18 protein-coding genes are annotated in these 19,381 nt (G+C 71.4%); 10 read left to right on the top strand and 8 right to left on the bottom strand.

Going from position 1 to position 19,381, the window contains the following annotated elements; genetic code table 11:
- Window positions 1-142 precede the first annotated feature (142 nt).
- Window positions 143-3,781 (top strand): transcription-repair coupling factor, encoded by a 3,639-nt coding sequence (gene mfd, locus ACFE7H_RS03475; RefSeq protein ID WP_375399820.1) that lies wholly within the window; start codon window positions 143-145, stop codon window positions 3,779-3,781.
- A gap of 12 nt (window positions 3,782-3,793) precedes the next feature.
- On the opposite strand, the gene ACFE7H_RS03480 is transcribed toward mfd, so the two are convergent.
- Window positions 3,794-3,970: a hypothetical protein gene (locus ACFE7H_RS03480; protein ID WP_375399821.1), complete on the bottom strand. Its 177-nt coding sequence runs from the start codon at window positions 3,968-3,970 to the stop codon at window positions 3,794-3,796.
- A 95-nt stretch (window positions 3,971-4,065) separates the two neighbouring features.
- Here ACFE7H_RS03480 and ACFE7H_RS03485 point away from each other — a divergent pair, with 95 nt between their 5' ends.
- Entirely contained in the window at window positions 4,066-5,283 is a 1,218-nt protein-coding gene (locus ACFE7H_RS03485; RefSeq protein WP_375399822.1) for a cation:proton antiporter, read from the top strand.
- Between the two features lie 56 nt (window positions 5,284-5,339).
- On the opposite strand, the gene ACFE7H_RS03490 is transcribed toward ACFE7H_RS03485, so the two are convergent.
- Window positions 5,340-6,779 (bottom strand): serine hydrolase domain-containing protein, encoded by a 1,440-nt coding sequence (locus ACFE7H_RS03490; RefSeq protein ID WP_375399823.1) that lies wholly within the window; start codon window positions 6,777-6,779, stop codon window positions 5,340-5,342.
- 103 nt (window positions 6,780-6,882) lie between these two features.
- On the opposite strand from ACFE7H_RS03490, the gene ACFE7H_RS03495 reads away from it, so the two are divergent.
- Window positions 6,883-7,395, top strand: a complete 513-nt coding sequence (locus tag ACFE7H_RS03495) for a GNAT family N-acetyltransferase (RefSeq protein ID WP_375399824.1) — start codon at window positions 6,883-6,885, stop codon at window positions 7,393-7,395.
- 67 nt (window positions 7,396-7,462) lie between these two features.
- Here ACFE7H_RS03495 and ACFE7H_RS03500 read toward each other — a convergent pair whose 3' ends face one another.
- Genes ACFE7H_RS03500 through ACFE7H_RS03510 form a run of 3 tightly spaced genes read right to left on the bottom strand, consistent with a single transcriptional unit; the run spans window position 7,463 to window position 10,001 of the window.
- Window positions 7,463-9,067 (bottom strand): DUF222 domain-containing protein, encoded by a 1,605-nt coding sequence (locus ACFE7H_RS03500; protein WP_375399825.1) that lies wholly within the window; start codon window positions 9,065-9,067, stop codon window positions 7,463-7,465.
- A 50-nt stretch (window positions 9,068-9,117) separates the two neighbouring features.
- Window positions 9,118-9,735 (bottom strand): GNAT family N-acetyltransferase, encoded by a 618-nt coding sequence (locus ACFE7H_RS03505; RefSeq protein ID WP_375399826.1) that lies wholly within the window; start codon window positions 9,733-9,735, stop codon window positions 9,118-9,120.
- Between the two features lie 56 nt (window positions 9,736-9,791).
- Window positions 9,792-10,001 (bottom strand): hypothetical protein, encoded by a 210-nt coding sequence (locus ACFE7H_RS03510; protein WP_375399827.1) that lies wholly within the window; start codon window positions 9,999-10,001, stop codon window positions 9,792-9,794.
- Window positions 10,002-10,269: 268 nt separating this feature from the next.
- Here ACFE7H_RS03510 and ACFE7H_RS03515 point away from each other — a divergent pair, with 268 nt between their 5' ends.
- Both ACFE7H_RS03515 and ACFE7H_RS03520 read left to right on the top strand, forming a co-directional pair.
- Window positions 10,270-11,727 carry an MFS transporter gene (locus ACFE7H_RS03515; RefSeq protein WP_375399940.1) on the top strand — a complete coding sequence of 486 codons (1,458 nt, stop codon included), beginning with the start codon at window positions 10,270-10,272 and terminating at the stop codon, window positions 11,725-11,727.
- Window positions 11,728-11,781: 54 nt separating this feature from the next.
- Window positions 11,782-12,495, top strand: coding sequence for a MazG family protein (locus ACFE7H_RS03520; protein ID WP_375399828.1), 714 nt, complete (start codon window positions 11,782-11,784; stop codon window positions 12,493-12,495).
- Window positions 12,496-12,514: 19 nt separating this feature from the next.
- Here ACFE7H_RS03520 and ACFE7H_RS03525 read toward each other — a convergent pair whose 3' ends face one another.
- Window positions 12,515-12,652: a hypothetical protein gene (locus ACFE7H_RS03525; RefSeq protein WP_375399829.1), complete on the bottom strand. Its 138-nt coding sequence runs from the start codon at window positions 12,650-12,652 to the stop codon at window positions 12,515-12,517.
- Between the two features lie 99 nt (window positions 12,653-12,751).
- Between ACFE7H_RS03525 and hisS the strand changes: the two genes are divergently transcribed.
- Window positions 12,752-13,990, top strand: coding sequence for a histidine--tRNA ligase (gene hisS, locus ACFE7H_RS03530; RefSeq protein ID WP_375399830.1), 1,239 nt, complete (start codon window positions 12,752-12,754; stop codon window positions 13,988-13,990).
- Window positions 13,991-14,103: 113 nt separating this feature from the next.
- Here the strand turns inward: hisS and ACFE7H_RS03535 are convergent, their stop codons facing one another.
- On the bottom strand, window positions 14,104-14,502 hold the full coding sequence (locus ACFE7H_RS03535; RefSeq protein ID WP_375399831.1) for an MmcQ/YjbR family DNA-binding protein: 399 nt from the start codon (window positions 14,500-14,502) through the stop codon (window positions 14,104-14,106).
- Window positions 14,503-14,593: 91 nt separating this feature from the next.
- Complete coding sequence (locus ACFE7H_RS03540) at window positions 14,594-15,025, bottom strand: asparaginase domain-containing protein (protein WP_375399832.1); 432 nt, start codon at window positions 15,023-15,025, stop codon at window positions 14,594-14,596.
- Window positions 15,026-15,393: 368 nt separating this feature from the next.
- On the opposite strand from ACFE7H_RS03540, the gene eno reads away from it, so the two are divergent.
- The 4 genes from eno to ACFE7H_RS03560 all read left to right on the top strand — a co-directional run bounded on the left by eno (window position 15,394) and on the right by ACFE7H_RS03560 (window position 19,318).
- Window positions 15,394-16,671 carry a phosphopyruvate hydratase gene (gene eno, locus ACFE7H_RS03545; protein ID WP_375399833.1) on the top strand — a complete coding sequence of 426 codons (1,278 nt, stop codon included), beginning with the start codon at window positions 15,394-15,396 and terminating at the stop codon, window positions 16,669-16,671.
- A gap of 79 nt (window positions 16,672-16,750) precedes the next feature.
- Window positions 16,751-17,251 carry a septum formation initiator family protein gene (locus ACFE7H_RS03550; protein ID WP_375399834.1) on the top strand — a complete coding sequence of 167 codons (501 nt, stop codon included), beginning with the start codon at window positions 16,751-16,753 and terminating at the stop codon, window positions 17,249-17,251.
- Between the two features lie 10 nt (window positions 17,252-17,261).
- Entirely contained in the window at window positions 17,262-17,798 is a 537-nt protein-coding gene (locus tag ACFE7H_RS03555) for a DUF501 domain-containing protein (protein ID WP_375399835.1), read from the top strand.
- A gap of 50 nt (window positions 17,799-17,848) precedes the next feature.
- Window positions 17,849-19,318, top strand: coding sequence for an NAD(P)/FAD-dependent oxidoreductase (locus ACFE7H_RS03560; RefSeq protein WP_375399836.1), 1,470 nt, complete (start codon window positions 17,849-17,851; stop codon window positions 19,316-19,318).
- Window positions 19,319-19,381 lie beyond the last annotated feature (63 nt).

Raw genomic sequence — 19,381 nt, forward strand, 5'->3', positions numbered from 1 at the left:
GTGCAGGTGACTGGGTGGCGAATCGGAGGGTCAATTGTGCATTCCAGCATCTCCACATCCGGGATGAGCCGGAGCCACCTGGCAGAGGCCCGGTCCACCGGGCTTGCAGGTGGGACCGGGGCCGGCCGGTAAGCTGCAACGAGTGGGTCTGGCCGGGTTGACGGGGTTGCTGCGATCCGCGGACTCCGTGGATCGGGCCCTGGGTGCGGCCGGACGGTCCGCGGACTTCTCGGCCACCGCCGGGCTGCACGCGCCCTTGCTTGCGAGCCTGCTGCAACGCCGACGCGACCGTGGCGATGCCGACGCCCTGTTCGCCGTCACCGCCACCGACCGAGAGGCCGAGGCGCTGCGCGCCGCCCTCGACTGCCTGGTTCCCGACGCGGAGCTGCTCGACCTGCCCGCCTGGGAGACGCTGCCCCACGAGCGGCTCAGCCCCGGCGTCGAGACCGTCGGCCGCCGTATCCACGCCCTGCGCCGCCTGGGCGCCTGGAAGCCGGGCGATCCGCCGATCATCGTCGTCGCCTCCGTGCGGGCCGCCCTGCAACCGCTCGTCGCCGGCCTGACCGACGTCGAGCCCGTCACCCTGGCCCTCGGTCAGCGGGGCGTCGACCTGAGCGGCGTCACCGCATCGCTCGTCGACCTGGCCTACTCGCGGGTCGACCTGGTCACCCGCCGCGGCGAGTTCGCCGTGCGCGGCGGCATCCTGGACGTGTTCTCGCCCATCGGTGAGCACCCGGTGCGCGTCGATTTCTTCGGCGACGAGGTGGAGCAGATCCGCGCCTTCGCGGTGGCCGACCAGCGATCGCTGGAGACGACGGTCGAGCACGTCGAACTCGTGCCCGCCCGCGAGCTGCTGCTCACCCCGTCTGTGCAGCAGCGGGCCCGCGAGCTGCGCCACGAGTTCCCGAACCTGTCCACGATGCTGGCCAAGGTCGCCGAGGGCATCCCGGTGGAGGGGATGGAGTCGCTGGCGCCGGCGCTCGCGGACCGCATGGTGTCGGTCGCGGAGTACCTGCCGGCGGATGCGGCGATCGCCGTGCTCTCGCCCGAGCGGGTCGCCTCCCGTGCGATCAGCCTGGCGGACACGAACCGCGAGTTCCTGCACGCGGCCTGGCACGCGGCGACCGCCGGCGCCCAGGCGCCGATCGATCTGGAGTCCGGCGACTTCCTGACCGTGAACCAGCTGCGCGAGCGTGCCGGCGATCGGTCCTGGTGGACCTTCACGTCGTTCGAGTCGCAGCCCGACGCGCACGACATCGACCACGACCAGGTGGACGCGGCGTCGATGGCGGCGTTGCTGGCCGACTCCGCCGAATACCTGCGCGTCGACGGCACCGCCGTGCCGGTCACGGCGGGCCGCCCCTCCGCACTGCTCGATCACCTGGGCGGGCGCCTGCGGCACGGCTGGAGCGTGGTCGTGACCGCCGCGGGCAAGGGCCTGGTCGAACGCGGCCGCGACGTGCTGGCCGAGCGCGAGCTCGCCGCCCGCATCGTGGAGCAGCTGCCCGGCGAGCTGGAGTCGGGCGTCGCCTACTTTCTGGTCGGCGACCTGGAGATCGGGTTCGAGCAGCCTGAGACCCACCTGGCGGTGGTCTCCGAGCGCGAGTTCTACGGCCGATCCGCCTCCGTCGACGGCCGCGCCACCAAGAAGCTCGCCAGCCGCCGCAAGAACGTGGTCGACCCGCTGCAGCTGAAGGCCGGCGACTTCGTCGTGCACCAGACCCACGGCATCGGCCGGTTCGTCGAACTCGTGCAGCGCGAGGTCGCCGGACCCGCGAAGCGCGGCCCGCGTCGCGTCGGCGACACGCAGCCCGAGAAGACGCTCCGGGAGTTCCTGCTGCTGGAGTACGCCCCCAGCAAGCGCGGCTACCCCGGCGACAAGCTGTACGTGCCCACCGACCAGCTGGACCTGCTGACCAAGTACGTGGGCGGCGAGGCGCCTCCGCTCTCCAAGATGGGCGGCAGCGACTGGGCGGCGGCCAAGGGGCGCGCGCGCAAGGCGGTGCGCGACATTGCCGTCGAGCTGGTCAAGCTCTACTCCGCGCGCATGGCCTCCCGCGGCCACGCCTTCGGCCCCGACACCCCCTGGCAGCGCGAGCTGGAGGAGGCGTTCCCGTTCATGGAGACCCCCGACCAGTTGGAGACCATCGATCAGGTGAAGGCCGACATGGAGAAGGCGATCCCGATGGACCGCCTGATCAGCGGCGACGTGGGCTTCGGCAAGACCGAGGTCGCCGTGCGGGCCGCGTTCAAGGCGATCCAGGACGGCAAGCAGGTGGCGATGCTGGTGCCCACCACGCTGCTGGTGCGCCAGCATCTGGAGACCTTCCAGGAGCGGTTCGCCGGCTTCCCGGTGCAGGTGCGGCCACTGTCGCGGTTCCAGTCCGACAAGGAGGTGCGCGACACCAAGCGGGGGCTGGAGGACGGCACGGTCGACATGGTCATCGGCACCCACCGCATCCTGTCCGAGGGCGTGCAGTTCAAGGATGTGGGCCTGGTCATCATCGACGAGGAGCAGCGCTTCGGCGTCGAGCACAAGGATCAGTTGAAGAAGCTGAAGACCAACGTCGACATCCTGGCGATGAGCGCCACCCCCATCCCGCGCACCCTCGAGATGGCGGTCACCGGCATCCGCGAGATGTCCACGCTCGCGACGCCGCCCGAGGATCGCCATCCGATCCTCACCTTCGTCGGACCGCGCTCGCAGGGGCAGATCACCGCCGCGATCCGGCGCGAGCTGCTGCGCGAGGGCCGGGTGTTCTACGTGCACAACCGGGTGTCGTCCATCAACCGGGTGGCGGCGGAGATCGCCGAGCTGGTGCCGGAGGCGCGGGTGGCGGTCGCGCACGGGCAGATGGGCGAGCACCAGTTGGAGCAGGTGATGGTCGACTTCTGGGAGCGCCGCTTCGACGTGCTGGTCTCCACCACGATCATCGAGACCGGCCTGGACATCGCGAACGCGAACACGCTGATCATCGACCGGGCCGACAAGTACGGGCTCAGCCAGCTGCATCAGCTGCGCGGCCGGGTGGGTCGCGGCCGGGAGCGCGCCTACGCCTACTTCCTCTACGAGGCGGAGCGGCCGCTGTCCGAGACGGCCGTGGACCGGTTGGAGACCATCGCGGCGAACAACGACCTGGGCTCCGGCATGCAGATCGCGCTGAAGGACCTGGAGATCCGCGGCGCCGGCAACCTGCTGGGCGGCGAGCAGTCCGGGCACATCGCGGGCGTCGGCTTCGACCTGTACCTGCGCATGATCGGCGAGGCCGTCAGCGACTTCCGCGGCGAGACGCAGGAGGGGCAGACCGAGCTGCGGCTCGAGCTGCCGGTCGACGCCCGCATCCCCGAGACCTACATCGAGAGCGACCGGCTACGGCTGGAGGCGTACCAGAAGCTGTCCGCGGCCAGCGCGCCGACCGCGACCGACGGGCAGATCGAGCGGGTGCTGGAGGAGTTGGTCGACCGCTACGGGCCCGCGCCCGACGACGTGCAGGCCCTGATCGCGGTCTCCAAGCTGCGCCGGCTGGCGCAGCAGGCGGGGCTCTCGGACGTCGTGGCGCTGCCGCGGATGATGCGCATCGCTCCGGCGGACCTGCCGGACTCCATGCAGGTGCGCCTGCAGCGGCTGTATCCGGGGGCGAAGATCCTGGCCGGCGCGAACGCGATCACCGTGCCGCTGCCCGCGGTCAACGGCGATCCGCTGCCCGACGCCGCCCTGATCGACTGGCTGGGCCAGCTGCTGACCTCGATCTTCGCGCGCACCCCGCAAGCCGCCGCCTGAAGCTCGAGCCCGTCAGTCGAGCTTGTCGAGCACGAAGATCGGGCCGCCGATCGACAGGGTGATCAGCATGATGCCGCCGAAGAAGACGTAGCCGCCCACGCTGGTCGGCACGTCGAACGAGTTGCCGACCACCAGGATGCCGATGACGAAGCCGACGATCGCGACGATCCCTGCCACCGCGTTGCCCATGTGCTGCCCATCCCTCTTCGCGTGATCGGCACCGGTCGCCCGATCGGAGTCAGAACCCGAGACTACCGAAGCACCCCGGCTCGTAGGGTGGGCCGGTGACCGACGCCGTACCGTTCGGGGCGGCGCTGCTGGTGTCGGGCGCGGCGCTGCTGCTGGCGGTGACTGCGACCAGGCTGAGTTCGCGCATCCGGGTACCTGCCCCCGTGCTGTTCCTGGTGGCCGCGATCAGTGCCGCGAGCGTCGTCCCGGATCTCGGCCGCCTCGCGCCCGAGACCGACAGTCGCATCGTCACGGTGTGCGTGGTGGTGATCCTGTTCGACGGCGGCACGCAGATCGGCCGCCGACGGTTCCGCGCCGCCGCGGCGCCCGTGCTCGTGCTGGCCATCGTCGGCACGCTCGCGACGGCGGCCGCAGTGGCGGCGGCGGCCCACCTGCTGCTCGGACTGCCCCTGCCCGCGTCGCTGCTGCTGGGTGCCGCCCTCTCGCCCACCGACCCGGCGGTCGTCTTCTCGGTGCTGGGCGATCGCTCCATCGGCGGCCGCTCGGGCACGATCCTCGCGGGCGAGTCGGGGTTCAACGATCCCGTCGGCATCGCCCTGCTGGCTGGCCTGCTCGTGGCGTTCGGCGCGGGTCGCACGGGCGATGTGAGCGCGGGCGCGGGCGCCGTCGGAGTCGTCGCTCTGCAGTTCGTCCTGCAGCTGGGCGTCGGCTTACTGGTCGGGGTACTCGGCGGCTTGCTGCTCGGTCGATTGGCCGACCGCATCCCGCTGCCGAACGAGGCGCTGCGTCCGGTCGGCCTGCTCGCCGCCGCGGCGCTGCTCTTCGGCCTGGCGACGGTGCTCAGCGGTTCCGGCTTTCTGTCGGTGCTGGTCGCCGGCATCGTGGTCGGCGACCGGGTACCGGCCAGGGCCGACGACCGTCGGCTGCTCGCCGGCGCCGCGGGGCTCTCGGAGATCGTCGCGTTCGTGGTGTTGGGGCTTGGCGCGACATGGCCCCAGTTGCTGCAGCCGACGGTCGTCGTCGCGGCGCTGGCGCTGACCGCGCTGCTGGTGCTCGTCATCCGACCCGTGGTGGTCGGCGGCCTGCTGCTGCCGGTGCGGCTGACGCGGGGAGAGAAGGGTTTCGTCGTCGCCGCGGGGCTGAAGGGCGCCGTGCCGCTGCTGCTCGCGCTGACGGTGCTGGCCGCGCACGGACCGGACGCAGGACTGGTCTTCGCCGTCGTGATGCTGGCGGTGCTCGTCTCGGTGGTGGTGCAGGGCGCCCTGGTACCCACGGTGCTGCGGATCGGCCGAGTACCCGAGCTGACCAACTGAGCGCAGACCGAGTGAGCTGCGCTGTCGGCGTTCCGTGATCCTGAGCCGCAGCAGGCTCAGCCCAGTTGGATCACCAGCGTCTGCAGCCGAGGCGACGCCTCGGGCGTCAGGCGCACCTCGCAGCGGGCTGAGCCGCGGGTGCCGCGCACGCGCCAGACCAGGTGGGCGGCCGACTCGCTGTCGGCCGCATCGGGCGCTGATACGGGTGCATCCGGCGCCAACTCGATGCGGGTCGCGATCGTCGCCGCGTGCGCGGCGCGGCGGGCGAGCGGCTCGTCGAGCTCCAGGTTGTCGGATGCGATGCGCGTCACGGAGTCCGGACGACCGCGCAGCAGCTCCTCCACCGCAGCGCGCGCCGCCAGTGTCTCCGGCCAGAGCACCGGCGCCGACCCGGTGGCGCGGGTCGAATCGAGCACCGCCGTCAGGCCGGCCGTCGCCGCCCGGATCGCGCCGCTGTAGCGGGCGTTCTCCAGCACGACGACGCCGATCCCGCTGCCGGCGTGCCACCGCATGTGGGCGCCGAAGCCCGGGTACCCGCCCGAGTGCGACACGATCGCGCCGTGCCGCGGATCCTCCTCCGCCACCAGGCCCCAGCCATAGCGGGTGCCCGGTGCGGTGCCGGTGGGCATGCGGCCGGTCTGCAACTCGCGGCGCGAGGCCGCGGCGAGCACGCTGTCCGCCGCTGTGCCCACTGCTCCCGCGCCGGCTGTGCCGTCCGGGGTTCCCTCCGGCCTCCACGCCGCGGCCAGCCAGGCGACCCACGCGCCCAGCGCGGCGGGCGTCGCCAGCAGGCCGCCGAGCGGTGAGAACGCGCCGGGCTCCGCCCACGGCTGCTCCACCCACTGGTCGCCGACGCGGGCGAACCCGGCCGCGATGCCCCCCGGCGCCTCCACGGACCGGTCGAACGCGATGCCGGTGAGGCCGAGCGGATGCAGCACGTCCTCTCGCACCAGGTCGATGTACCGCCGGCCCGACACCCGCTCCAGCACCCGGCCGAGCAGGGCGTAGCCCAGGCTGGAGTACTCGTATCGGGTGCCCGGCTCGCTCACCAGCCGGATGCCGCGTGCGGTCATGGCATCGAAGTCGGCGGTGGTCATGGACTCCTGGCGGTCCGCCCACGGGTCGTCGAAGGGGATGCCACCGACCATGCCCGCCAGCTGCGCGACCGTCGGCGCGCTGCCTCCGGTGACGGCGATCGGCAGGAACGTATCGACGGGTTCGTCGAGGTCGAGCAGGCCCGAATCGCGCAGTTGCAGCATCGCGGTGGCGGTGAAGCTCTTGGTGCAGGAGGCGATGCGGAACGCGGTGCCGCCGTCGGGTACCGGCGATGCCTCGCCGCCCGCGCCGCCCGTCGCGACCACGGCTCCGTCGGCGACGAGCGCGTAGGCGGAGGAGGGGGCGTGCCCGTCGCGCACGCGCCGGCCGACGATCTCGTCGAGCGCCGGCGCCAGCAGGGGGACGGCACTGGAGTCGTAGGGCACGGCGGGCCTCCTCATGCGGTGGGCTCCTGACACGGGACGAAGGACCAGCCTTCCATCCCGCCCACCGGCCTCGATCCGGCGGCCCGCCTGCCTGCCCTGCTCGCTACGCTCGGTCGACGTGTCGGTCCTGTTGCGCGAACTCGAGCCCGCCGACCTGCCTGCGGTGGTGGCCCTGAACGACGACGCCGTCCCGGCGGTCCCGATGACCGACGAGGACGAGATGGCGCTGCTGACGGCGATCGCGTCGCTCGCGGTGGTCGCGGTCGACGAGGACGACCCGACCGAGCCCCTCGGGTTTCTGATCGCGATGGACCCGGAGACCGAGTACGCCAGCGAGAACTTCCGCTTCTTCCAGCGCCGCAGCAGCGACTTCCTCTACGTCGACCGCATCGTGATCGGCGGCGAGCGGCGCGGCGCGGGCATCGGCCGCCTGCTGTACGGCGCCGCGTTCGACCGGGCCCGCACCGACGGCCGCTCGGAGGTGACCTGCGAGGTGAACCTGCGCCCGCCGAACCCCCGCTCCCTGGGCTTCCACGAAGTACTGGGCTTCTCACGGGTGGGGGAGCAGGAGACGAAGGGCGGCAAGGTGCGAGTCGCCCTGCTGGCCGCGCCCGCCGGCGACCCCGACTGAACCGACCCGACCGACCCGACCCGACCCGACCCGACTGAACGGCGTGAAGGCGCGCCGGATCACCGCCTCAGAAGGGGCAGTCGAGTTCGTCGTCGTCGGTCCAGCGGGCCTCGTCGGGCGGCGGGTCTGCATCCGTCGAGGGTGGAGTGAGGTACTCGTCGGGCACGGGTGTGGGTTCGGGGGGTTGGACGGTGGTGATGATGCGGGTGCCGTGGAAGCTGGTCCAGGCCAGGTCGCGGCCGTCGCGTAACTCGATGTCCCACAAGCCCGACGTCTTGATCATGTGATCGCGGCGGGACAACAGCACAAGATTGTCGAGCGCGGTCTGTCCGCGGGCGAAGCCTTGATGGAAGGGGGTGACGTGGTCGGCGTCGGTCTGTCCGGGTGGGCGTCGACAGTTCGGTCCGCGTCCGCCGCCGTCGAGCAGGCCGAGCAGGGTGCGCATGTCGGCGGTCGGTTTGTACTTCTTCCGCCCGATGGTCATCACCGCCCCGGTGACGGGGTCGGTGAGGACCCGGATCCAGGACTTCGCGTTGCCCGCCAGCCGTTTTGCGGTGTCCATGTCGATGGGTCCGTAGCCCTGCAGCGTCGCTGGGCACTCCGAGACACCGAGGGCGGTCATCGCGGGGATGAGGACGGCGATCTTCGCCTGCACCCCACGACGGGCCGGGACGGTGACGCCGTTCTTCTCGGTGGCGTCGTGGCGGGCGCCTTCGACCCACAGGTCGGTGAGGATGTCGGACCGCAACTGCTGAACGCTCCGTGTCTCGCCCTCGGTCCCATGGGCGGCGATGGCTGCTGTGGAGAGGGCGTGGTCGATGGCGATGGCTTCGGGGGCGGGCATCAGGTTCGACAGCCACGCCATCCCATCCGCCGCCGGCTCCAACGTCACCTGCCGCCCCCGCAACGCCCTCACATGCCGGTCGATGGCGGTAGTGGCTTGCAGACGCTCCCGGATGACATGCAACCGGTCACGCAGCTTCGGGACCGCCACCCGGGTCACCGCATCGGCGGCCTTCGCGTCGAACGCGGGCAGGAACTTCGGGTCAAGGCCGTCGATGGCGGCGTGCACCATCTGCATGCCCCGCCACGGCACCCCACCGGCCACGAACCGGGCCCACGTCAATGGCAGGTTGGTCTCCAAATCCTCCGCGGTGTGCACCAACTCGGACGCGGTCTGCTCCGCGACCTGCAGCGAGGACGCCAACTGCAGCATCACCGCCTTCTGGACCATCCCGTTCACCATCGCATCCGGCGTCCCCGTCACCGACGCCACCGCGACCCGCCACGTGCCAAGCGCTGCCAGGACCCGCTCCGCCTCCGCCTCACGCAGTGCCCGCTGCCGCAGCTCGACCCGCTCCATCGCGACATTGATCGGATGCACCTCCGGCAACGGCTCATCCGCACCCGGCAGGGCGGCGAGCTCATCCGGGTCGATCAGGCCGACATCGAACGGGTCCAACTCCGTGACCGTCGCCAGCCAGTCCTCCGGATCCAACCGCAGGGCAGCCAACTGCTCATCACCCCACGACGCATACTCACCCGCAGTCGGATACCGCGGCACATCGCCCACCTCCACCCGCCGCCGGACCGAGAGCTCGAGCAGCTTCCACTCATCCACCTCCGGATCCACCACAAGACGCCGCGCCACCCGCTCGCCCACACCCCGCATCACTCGAACATACTATCGAAAAGAATGGAAAGGCGCTACCCGAAAAACGCTTATTTCAGACGAAGGGGACCGGCCTCCGTGGACGTTCTCACCCGCTCCGAGAGCGACAGCCGCACCGTCGGCCACTCGCTCTCGATGATGGAGAAGACGACGACGTCGCGCATGGTGCCGTCGCGCCAGAGGTCGTGGTTCCGCAGGATTCCGTCCTGCTTCGCACCCAGGGCGGCGATCGCGGCCCGCGAGCGTCGGTTGTGCCAGTGTGCGCGGAATTCGACCGCGATGCAGTGCAGCTGCTCGAAGGCGTAGGTGAGCTGGAGCAGCTTCGCTTCCGCATTGACGCCGGTGCCCTGTGCGCCGGCGCTGATCCAGGTCGAACCGATCTCGAGGCGTCGGTGGTCGGGCCGGATGTTGAGGAAGGTGGTCATACCGATCGCGCGACCGTCGGCGACGCGGCGAATGGTCCAGGGGACGACCGTCCCGGCAGCGTTTCCCCCCAGTCGCCGATCGATCTCGGCCGGCATGTCCGCCGGTGCCGGCAAGCGGGTGTACCAGACCGTGTGCAGATCGTTCTCGGCGATTGCGGCGGCGAGCTGCTCCGCATGTTCTGGCGCCAGCGGCTCCAGAATCACCTGCTGACCGACCAGGCGGGGGATCGCGAGAAAGTCCACCTCTTCAACTTAGAGACAGCGGAGATTTCCGTCCGTTCGGGCAGCGCCCGGGCGCCTCAGGCCATCACTCCCACGGGTGCCGCCTTCCAGCCCGGAAAGACGTCGTTCATGGTGCCGCTGTGCAGGGGGACGCGCTTCGTCACGACCTCGGTCAGCACGTCGCGGTAGTCGTTCCAGCCGGGGATGTCCCCTTCGGTCGAGCGGTGGCCGAGGCCCTTCCAGACGCCGTGCACACCCGGCTGCACGCCGCCGCCGACGACCAGCACCGCCGCCGTGGCCGTGATCGACGATCGATCTCGTCGCCGAAGGCCGCCGTCAGCCGCGCCACCAGACCGACTCGGGCATCGAGCCCCTCCGCCGTCATCCCGTGCACGGTAGCGGCTCGAGCGGCCGCGCTCGCAGGATCGAACCCGACGAATGAGGAATGTCAGGGTGCCCCGCGGGCTTCGATTCAAGGTGACCACTTCAGCCCCGACCGTCAGCCGCCGCGATGTGGGGTTCCGGTCCGAGCGCGGGCCGATCCTGATCGCGCTCATGCTCTCGACCGGGCTGATCGCGATCGACTCCACGATCCTCGCGACCGCAGTCAAGTCCGTCACCGACGACCTGGGCGACTTCGCCAGTTTCCCGTGGCTGTTCTCCGTGTATCTGCTCGCGCAGGCTGTCTCCGTGCCCATCTACAGCAAGCTCGCCGACACGGTCGGCCGCAAGCCGCTGCTGCTGTTCGGGATCGGGCTGTTCTTCGTCGGCTCCGTGCTATGCGGATTCGCTCCCACGATGACGTGGCTGATCGTCTTCCGCGCGGTGCAGGGGCTCGGCGCCGGGGCGCTGCTGCCGATCTCGGTCACCATCGCCGGTGACATCTACACGGTCGCCGAGCGCGCCAAGGCGCAGGGCTACCTGGCCAGCGTGTGGGCGATCGCCTCCGTCGTCGGGCCGACGCTCGGCGGCGTGTTCTCGCAATTCGTCTCGTGGCGGTGGATCTTCTTCGTGAACGTGCCGCTCTGCCTGCTGGCGGCGCTGCTCGTCGCGCGCAACTACCGCGAGAAGGCGATGCCGCGCATCCGCCACCGCATCGATTACGCTGGAGCCGGCACCCTGACGGTGGGGCTCACCTCCCTGCTGCTGGGGCTGCTCGAGGGCGGACACGCCTGGCCCTGGGTGTCGTGGCAGTCGCTCGCCGCCTTCGTGGTCGCTGCGGCCCTGATCGTCGCGTTCGTCTTCATCGAGCGCCGCGCGGCCGAGCCGGTGCTGCCGCTGTGGGTGCTCTCCCGGCGGCTGCTGCTGACCACGGCTCTGCTCAGCGTCGGAGTCGGAGTCGTGCTGATCGGCTTGACCTCGTACGTGCCCAACTTCTTGCAGCGCACCGCGGGGCAGCAGCCGATCGTGGCCGGCCTCGCTGTGGCCGCGCTCACCATCGGCTGGCCGCTGGCTGCCTCCAACGCCGGTCGGCTCTACCTGCGCTTCGGCTTCCGCCCCACCGCGTTGATCGGCTGCACTTTGGCGATCCTCGGCGCCGTGGCGCTGGCCGCGACCGTCGCCGCCGCCTCGCTCTGGCTCGTTGCCGCAGCGTGCTTCCTCGTCGGGTTGGGTCTGGGGCTCGTCGCCACACCCACCCTGATCGCCGCCCAGTCCTCGGTCGGGCGGGAGGAGCGCGGCGTCGTGACGGGCGCCAACCTGTTCTCCCGCTCCGTCGGATCCGCGGTGGGTGTCGCGGTCTTCGGCGCCGTCGCGAACGGCGTGCTCGCCCAGTCGCGGGATTCGATCGGAACCGCGACGGCCGCTGCTTCGTTCGCCGTCTTCGGTGCCGTCGCGCTCGCCGCCCTGCTGACGATCGTCGCTGCGATCGTGATGCCCAAGGTGCGCGCGGACATCGCTCCGGCAGCTGCCGACGACGAGCAGCCGGAGAGCGCGACCGGGAAGGCCGGCCGGGATCGCCTTCCCGCGGACGTTCGCTCGGCGAACGATGCAGCCACCGCTTCTGCGGGTTGATCTGCCGCTTCGCTCGACCGTCGACCGAGCTCGTTGATCCGAAAGGATGAGGGGATGCCGGACGACGGGCTGCTGCTGACCGAGGCCCCGGGGCACGAGTTGGAGCGGCTGGCCGCCGTCACCGCCCGGCTGCGCGGTCCGGGCGGCTGCCCGTGGGACGCCGAGCAGACCCACGCCTCCCTGGTGCGGTATCTGCTGGAGGAGGCCGCCGAGCTGACCGAGGCGATCGAGTCCGGCGACCGCGCCGGGATGCTCGAGGAGCTGGGCGACGTGCTGTACCAGGTGCTCTTCCACGCTGATCTCGCCGCCGCGACGCCGGGGGAGGCGTTCGACATCGACGATGTGGCGCGTGTCACGAGCGCCAAGATGATCGGCCGCCATCCGCACGTGTTCGGGCCGCAGCAGGCCGCCGACGCCGACGCGGTGGTGGTGCTGTGGGAGGAGCAGAAGCGCACGGAGAAGCCCGAGCGCACCAGCGTGCTGGACGGCGTGCCGATGACGATGCCGTCGCTGCTGCTGGCCGAGAAGCTGCTCGGCCGGGCGGAGCGGGTCGGACTGCAGGTGCGGCCGGCGGAGGTGTCGGGCGGCGACGCGGAGCAGGCGCTGATGACTCCGCCCGCGAGCGAGGACGTACTCGGCGACCAGCTGCTCGACCTGGTGATCGCCGCCTCCGCCCAGGGACTCGACGCCGAGCGGGCGCTGCGCGGCTCGCTCCGCCGGCTGACCGACCGCATCCGCACCGCTGAGAGCGCTCCGCCCGCCGCCTGACCCCGGAGCGCCGGGCGACTCAGGCGATTCGGCTGCCGTGTGCCGGTCGTCGCGCGGGCGTGATCAGCGCGCGCAGTCCCAGCAGCAGCGCGCCGACGGCGAGCGCCGGGTGGATGAGCAGCCCCACGAACCAGCCCGGAGTCGTGGATCCGATCACCCGCCTCGGCGGTCCGGGACTGCTCGGTGTTCTGGGGCTGCGCACGAGCCCCGGAGGGCGGCACCGGAGCCAGGTGCGCGTGTGCGCCAGGATGGCGGGGTGGCCGCACCCGTGAATCCGCCCCGCGGAATGCGCGACATCCTGCCCGCGGAGAAGGTCAAGCGGGAGCGGGCGCTCGCCGTCATCCGGCGGGTGTACCGCACCCACGGGTTCGACGAGATCGAGACGCCTGCGCTCGAGGACGTGGCCCGACTGCACAGCGGCATCGGCGGTGACAACGAGAAGCTGGCCTACAGCGTGCTGCAGCGCGGCCTGGCCGCCGACGACCTGCGTGCCGCCGCCGACGCCGGCGACGTGCTCGCGCTCGCCGACCTGGGCCTGCGCTACGACCTGACGGTGCCGCTCGCCCGGTTCGCCGCGAGCAATCGCGGGGCGCTGCCGCCGGTGTTCAGGGCGCTGCAGATCGGACCGGTCTGGCGGGCGGAGCGTCCGCAGAAGGGCCGCTACCGCCAGTTCGTGCAGTGCGACATCGACGTGTTGGGGGAGGCGGGGCCGCTCGCCGAGCTGGAACTGCTCGCGGCGACCGCGGACGCGCTCGCCGCCCTCGGGCTGCGCGAGATCACCGTGCGCCTGAACGACCGGCGCATCCTGACGCGGCTGCTCAGCACCTGGGGCATCGGTGCGGACCAGGCCGGCTCGGCGCTGATCATCATCGACAAGCTGGACAAGATCGGGGTCGCCGGGGTGGTGGCGGAGCTCGCCGATGCCGGCGTCGCAACGGCGGGACTGGCCGAGCAGTTCGAGCAGCTCGCCACCGCCGACTGGTCGCTGCTGCAGCAACCGCCGCTCTGGCTCGACACCGACGCCTACGCACACCTGCTCGCGCTGCGCGACGCCCTGCCGCAGTCCGAGGTCGTCTTCGATCCCACCCTGGTACGCGGGATGGGCTACTACACAGGCACGATCTTCGAGCTGGCCCATCCGGGTTCCGGCAGCTCGGTCGCCGGCGGCGGGCGGTACGACGGGATGATCGGCCGGTTCCAGGATCAGCAGGTGCCGGCCGTCGGATTCTCGATCGGCTTCGAGCGCATCATCGACCTGCTGCCGGACGAGCCGGACGAGTCGTCGGCGGTCGCGCTCCTGTACGACGCGGACGTCCCGGACGCGGTGCTCCTGGCCGAGAAGCGGGCGCTGGTCGCGGCGGGCACCCGGGTGCGATTGGAGCGCACGCGCAAGAACCGGCGTGCGCAGCTGGAGGCGCTCACGGCGGACGGCTTCACCCGGTTCGAGGTCGTCACTGCCGACGGCGCGGGCGATCTCCGCCCCCTCGACGCGTGAGCACTTCAGCAGGACAGGGTCCCGTCAGCAGGTCGTAGGTCGACCGGCAGCCTGCTGTCGAGACCTGGTCCTGCTGTCGTGCGAGGTGAACACGCGTCAAGCGGCGGCTCGGGTCAGCGGCCGTCGCGTTCCACGGTGCGGCGCAGCCGTGGTGGGGCGGCGAACCGGTGGCCGGCGTCCAGCAGTTCGGCCACCTCCGCCCAGTCCGTGTCGGGCGGGTCGAGGTCGATGCCCAGCCAGCCCTTCGGACCGAAGTAGCCCGGCACGAAGAACCGCGGATCCTGCAGGCGGGCCGGCCGCTCGTCGTCGTCGACGTGCACGATCACCGCGCGCGGGTGCTGCGTCTTCTCCGGACCCTTCGTGGCGGAGCCGTAGACGGCGAACACGCGTCCGGCCCGGAACCACGGCCGCCCGAAGGTGACCGTCTCGACCGCCTCGGGCAGCGCCAGCGCGATGGAGCGCAGTCGGTGCAGCACCGGATCGTCCGCGTCGAACTGCAGCGGATGATCCATGCCGGGCACCGTACTGCTCATGCCCTCTCGGCTGCGCACACAGGTACGACGGCGCAGCCATGCACGCGCGGCACGGCGTGCGAGATCAACATCAAGGCCGGTCGGCCGCCGGAGGCTCGGCGTCGACCTCCCGGAATACTCCGGCGTCACGGTCCTTCTGCACCGTCTCGGCGGGGAAGAGCCGGCCGCTCATGGCGAGGTAGACGCCCGGTGCTGCGAGCCGTGCAGCGCCGACTGCGAGGCCGAGATTGAAGGCGGCGTCGCTGTCGCGTATCGACGCGGGTTGCATCGCTCCGGTGAGCACCACGACCTTGCCGCCGATGCCGCGAAGCGCCTCGGCGGTCGTCACCATCGTGTCGGTGCCGTGCGTGATGAGGGTCCGCGCCTCCGCCTCACCCTCGACCGCCGACCGGATGGCGGCACGATCGTCGTCGTCGAGGTCCAGGCTGTCCTTCGCGCCGGCCTTCCGGCGAGTGCACCGTGTCGTGGAGCCGCCCGTCGTCGGGATCCGGATGTCCGCCATGCTTCACGTCTCCCTGGGGCGGGCGCTCGCGGGGTCTGCCCGGCCGACCAGTGCCGACTGCTCTGGGTGGCCTTCAGTCCCGACCCGGTGAGGACCACCACGGTGGCCACGGTCCTCGAAGCTGCCGCTCGGAGTGAGCCACTCCGCCTTCATCCTCAGCAGCGCACCGTCCACGCGCACCGGGAGCAGCGGCGTGACGCCTTCACCCAGGGACGCCTGGTGCCGCAGCCGCTGCGGCAGCGTCGCCCGGGGTCTGCTCGTGAAGGTTCCGGCCGACTCGGCAGAGGGGAGCCGCCCCGAAAAGCCGTCGATCGGCGTCACTAGACTCCGGGCGGACAGCAGATCGCGAGACCGCAGAGGAGCACCACATGGCCGCCGTCGACGTCGTCGAAGCCCGCGAGATCCTGGATTCCAGGGGCAACCCGACCGTCGAGGTGGAGGTGCTGCTGGAGGACGGCGTGGTCGCCCGCGCCGCCGTGCCGTCGGGCGCGTCCACCGGCGCGTTCGAGGCGTACGAGTTGCGTGATGGCGACCCCAAGCGGTACGGCGGCAAGGGCGTCGAGCAGGCGGTCGCCGCGGTGATCGACGAGCTCGGCCCGGCAGTGGAGGGTATCGACGCCAGCGACCAGCGCCTCATCGACGCCGCCCTGATCGCGGCCGACGGCAGCGAGAACAAGTCGAACCTCGGCGCCAACGCGGTGCTCGGCGTCAGCCTTGCCGTCGCCAAGGCGGCGGCGATGTCGGCCGAGCTGCCCCTGTTCCGCTATGTCGGCGGCCCGAATGCGCACGTCCTGCCGGTGCCGCTGATGAACGTCATCAACGGCGGCTCGCACGCCGACTCCAACGTCGACATCCAGGAGTTCATGATCCTGCCGATCGGTGCCGGCTCGTTCCGCGATGCGCTGCGCTGGGGGGCGGAGACCTACCAGGTGCTGAAGAGCCTGTTGAAGTCCAAGGGCCTGTCCACCGGACTCGGCGACGAGGGCGGCTTCGCCCCCGACCTGCCGAGCAACCGTGCCGCGCTCGACCTGCTCGTCGAGGCGATCGGATCGGCCGGCTTCACGCCCGGCACCGACATCGCGCTCGCGCTCGACGTGGCGAGCACCGAGTTCTTCCACGACGGCGTCTACACGTTTGAGGGGCAGTCCAAGAGCGCCGCGGACCTCAGCGCCTACTACGCCGACCTCGTCTCCTCCTACCCGCTCATCTCCATCGAGGACCCGCTGGCCGAGGACGACTGGGAGGGCTGGGCGCACCTGACCGGCGAGCTCGGCGGCCGGCTGCAGATCGTCGGAGACGACCTGTTCGTCACCAACCCAGAGCGCCTGGCCAAGGGCATCGCCGCCGGGGCGGCCAACTCGATCCTGGTCAAGGTGAACCAGATCGGCACGCTGACCGAAACCCTCGACGCGGTGGCGCTCGCCCAGCGCAGCGGCTACACCGCGATCCTCTCCCACCGCTCGGGCGAGACCGAGGACACGACCATCGCCGACCTCGCGGTCGCCACCGACGCCGGCCAGATCAAGACCGGTGCGCCTGCCCGCAGCGAGCGGGTCGCCAAATACAATCAACTGCTCCGGATCGAGGAGGAGCTGGGCGACGCCGCCGTGTATGCGGGCGCCGGCGCGTTCCCGCGCAGCGCCTGACGGGATCTGCTGACGGGCGGGACCCGAGGCCAGCTGTCTGGCGCGCAGCGCTCGACCGGGATGCGCAGAAGGGGCGACGGTGACGCGGTCCTCTGCCAAGCCGGTGCGGCGCCTCCGCGTCTCGCTGCCGCCCGAGCGTCCGGATGCCGCACTGGTCCGCGGCGCACGGGTGCCCGGGGCGGCCGTCGTCACGCTGCTGCTGCTCGTCTTCGGCGTGCTGGTGCTCGCCCCCGGGGTCAGTCAGTACCTGAACCAGCGGCAGCAGACCGCCGACCTGCGTGCCACGGTCGCGCAGCAGCAGCACGATCTGAACACCCTCCGTGCGCAGCGCGCCCGCTGGAGCGACCCCGCCTACATCCGTGCGCAGGCCGGCTCGCGACTGTTCTATGTTCTGCCCGGACAGACCGTGTACCGCGTCGCGGGACTGCCGGCGAGGCCGACGACCGGGGCGAGACCACCGTCCGCGACGGCCCAGCAGACGACGACCGATTGGGCGGCCACGCTCTACGGTTCACTCGTGACGGCGGGAACGACGGACGCGACGACGAGCCGCCTCCGATCCGCGCTGCCGCAGAAGTGAGCCCGCAGAAGTGAGCCCGCCGAGCGCCGCTGACCTGGCCACGGTCGCCGCGCAGCTCGGGCGCACGGCACGCGATGTGCTCGCCATCGCGGCCCGGACCGCGGACGGCCAGCCCGCGGTGGTCGCCACCGCACCGCGACTGGCGGACGGCACGCCCTTCCCCACCTTCTACTACCTGACGCATCCGCTGCTCGTTCGGGCGATGTCGCAGTTGGAGGCGGCCGGGCGGATGCACGACTACACCGCGCAGGTCGCCGCCGACGACGCGCTGGCGGCGCAGTACCTCGCAGCGCACCGCGCCTACCTCGCCGATCGCGACGCGGTCGCCGTGGTTCCGCAACTGGCCGGGACGAGCGCAGGCGGGATGCCCGGCCGGGTCAAGTGCCTGCACGCGCTCGCCGCGCACGCCCTCGCCTCCGGACGCGGCGTCAATCCGATCGGCGATCGCGCGCTGACGGAGGCCGCCGTCGCGGACCAGGGCGTGGCGACCGCGATCCCTTCGTGGGCGCCGGCGCCCAGCCCTGATCGCGCCACGCCCCCGGTGTAGCCTGAGCACTTCGCGAACGGCCCCCGCTCAGCCACGAGGAGACCTGACCAGTGCCACGAATCCTGATCGTCGGCGGCGGCTACGCCGGCTTCTACACGGCCTGGAAGCTGGAGAAGTTCCTCACCCGCGGCGAGGCCGACGTCGTGCTCATCGACCCGTTGCCCTACCTCACCTACCAGCCGTTCCTGCCGGAGGTGGTGGGCGGCTCCGTCGAGGCGCGGCATGCCATCGTCAACCAGCGGCGCCACCTGAAGCGCACCCACGTGATCACGGCCGCGGTCACCCACATCGACCACGCCGCCAAGACCGTCACCGTCTCGCCGGCGGTCGGCGACGACTGGACGATGGAGTACGACATCGTCGTGGTGACCGCCGGGTCCGTCAGCCGCACCTTCCCGATCCCGGGCGTCGCCGATACGGCGTTCGGGCTGAAGACCATCGAGGAGGCCGTCGCCATCCGCGACCGCATCCTGACCAACTTCGACAAGGCCGCCAACCTGCCGGCGGGTCCGGAGCGCGATCGCCTGCTCACCTTCGTCGTGATCGGCGGCGGCTTCGCGGGCATCGAGGTGTTCGGCGAGATGCGCTCGCTCGCCTCCGCGCTGCTCAAGTACTACCCGCAGCTGACGTTCGACGACACGCACTTCCACCTGGTCGAGGCGATGAGCCGCATCATGCCCGAGGTGTCACTGCCCACCAGCCACTGGGTGCTGAAGAACTACGCCGAGCGCGGTGCGGAGGTGCACCTCGACACCCAGCTGAAGAGCGCCGAGGGCGGCCGCTGCGAGCTGTCCACCGGCGAGTCGTTCGAGTCGGACGTGATCGTGTGGACCGCCGGGGTGATGGCGTCGCCGATGCTGCGCAACACCGACCTGCCCACGGAGGAGCGCGGCCGCCTGCGCGTGCGCCCCGACCTGCGCGTGGTCACCGCCGACGGCGAGATCGTGCCCGACGCGTGGGGCGCCGGCGACGTCTCCGCGGTGCCCGACCTGACCGGCAAGGGCGTGGGCGGCTACTGCGTGCCGAACGCGCAGCACGCGGTGCGGCAGGGCAAGCAGCTCGCCAAGAACCTGGCCGCCAGCCTGCGCGGCGAAGGGCTGAAGGACTACTACCACGAGAACCTCGGCGCGGTCGCCGGCCTCGGGCTCTACGTCGGGGCGTTCCAGAGCGGCAAGATCGCGGTCAAGGGGTTCCCGGCCTGGGTCATGCATCGCGGGTACCACGGGCTCGCGATCCCGACGTGGGAGCGCAAGCTGCGCGTCATCGTCACGTGGGGCCTCAACCTGCTCCTCGGCCGCGACATCGTCTCCACACTGCTGGTCGAGACCCCGCGCACGGCGTTCGAGACGTTCGCCAGCCGCCCCAAGCCGCCGATTCCGGAGAAGGCGCCCGAGCCGATCAAGCGCAGCCTGCGCGCGCGGCGCAAGGCCGAGGCCGAGGCCGATCCGGAGTTGCCGGGCGCCAAGGGCGTCGAGGCGCCGGTCTACGCCAACCCGGCTCCGGAGCCCGCGAACAAATAGCGCGGCTCCGCCCGCCCCGCTGCTGCACCCGACATCCGAGGAATTCAGGACAGATCGAGGTTC

The sequence above is a fragment of the uncultured Amnibacterium sp. genome (genome assembly GCF_964250715.1).
Taxonomy (GTDB): Bacteria; Actinomycetota; Actinomycetes; order Actinomycetales; family Microbacteriaceae; genus Amnibacterium.

Excerpts from the sequence above, each read along its gene's own strand:
- ACFE7H_RS03500 (WP_375399825.1), bottom strand. The coding sequence starts at position 9,067 with ATGCGGGGTGTGGGCGAGCGGGTGGCGCGGCGTCTTGTGGTGGATCCG.
- ACFE7H_RS03520 (WP_375399828.1), top strand. The coding sequence starts at position 11,782 with ATGCCGGACGACGGGCTGCTGCTGACCGAGGCCCCGGGGCACGAGTTG.
- ACFE7H_RS03490 (WP_375399823.1), bottom strand. The coding sequence starts at position 6,779 with ATGAGGAGGCCCGCCGTGCCCTACGACTCCAGTGCCGTCCCCCTGCTG.
- ACFE7H_RS03515 (WP_375399940.1), top strand. The coding sequence starts at position 10,270 with ATGCTCTCGACCGGGCTGATCGCGATCGACTCCACGATCCTCGCGACC.
- eno (WP_375399833.1), top strand. The coding sequence starts at position 15,394 with ATGGCCGCCGTCGACGTCGTCGAAGCCCGCGAGATCCTGGATTCCAGG.
- ACFE7H_RS03540 (WP_375399832.1), bottom strand. The coding sequence starts at position 15,025 with ATGGCGGACATCCGGATCCCGACGACGGGCGGCTCCACGACACGGTGC.
- ACFE7H_RS03480 (WP_375399821.1), bottom strand. The coding sequence starts at position 3,970 with ATGGGCAACGCGGTGGCAGGGATCGTCGCGATCGTCGGCTTCGTCATC.
- ACFE7H_RS03535 (WP_375399831.1), bottom strand. The coding sequence starts at position 14,502 with ATGGATCATCCGCTGCAGTTCGACGCGGACGATCCGGTGCTGCACCGA.